This window comes from Pseudomonas sp. 32_A (assembly GCF_017490905.1).
Taxonomy (GTDB): domain Bacteria; phylum Pseudomonadota; class Gammaproteobacteria; order Pseudomonadales; family Pseudomonadaceae; genus Aquipseudomonas; species Aquipseudomonas inefficax.
Genome location: NZ_JAFGYI010000157.1, coordinates 1 through 539, shown reverse-complemented (window position 1 = coordinate 539; position 539 = coordinate 1). Strand labels below are relative to the sequence as shown.

The following is a 539-nucleotide window of genomic DNA, read 5'->3' as shown; positions in this document are numbered from 1 at the left end:
TGCCCTGGCGCCTGAGCATCAGTTCGAGAATCTGCGGTACGGTTTTCTGCTGGAAGATGCGCCAGTTCGAGCGCAAGCCGGCACGGGCCAGCACGGGCTCGACCAGGGCGCGGTAACGGGTGCGATAAAACCCCGTCTCGCCCTGGCTGAAGCTGCTGACCAGGCCATGCACGTAGCGCAGGGGGCGCTCACCGCGCCAGATCGTGAACAGCACAGGTTTGTCGAGCAACTGGCCGAAGTCGACCTCGTCTTCAAAACTGATCAATTCCAGCTTCAGCTGGAACGGTGAGCTGATCATTTCGTCGAGTTCGAACGAAACCACTTCGAAGTCACTCTGGCCAGCCAGCGGCTGGAAGGTGAAGCGCAAATCGGATTGGCCAGGCATGCGGATCCCCCCCTGCTACTGCTGCAGAATGCCGTTGAGCGACTCCAGCACTTCGGCGGTAATCAAGCTCAGGCGGTAGCTGTAGTAGCAGTAGGCGCAGACCATGGCGATGGCGGAGATCACCAACGGGCTCCACCAGGGCCATTCCCGGCGC

1 protein-coding gene and 1 pseudogene are annotated in these 539 nt (G+C 61.0%); both read right to left on the bottom strand.

What is annotated here, in order from left to right:
* On the bottom strand, positions 1 to 385 hold a 385-nt coding region (locus J5M58_RS26060; RefSeq protein ID WP_306795251.1), incomplete at its 3' end, for a contractile injection system protein, VgrG/Pvc8 family.
* 15 nt (positions 386 to 400) lie between these two features.
* Positions 401 to 539, bottom strand: a pseudogene (locus J5M58_RS28135) (DotU family type IV/VI secretion system protein); the annotation flags it as partial.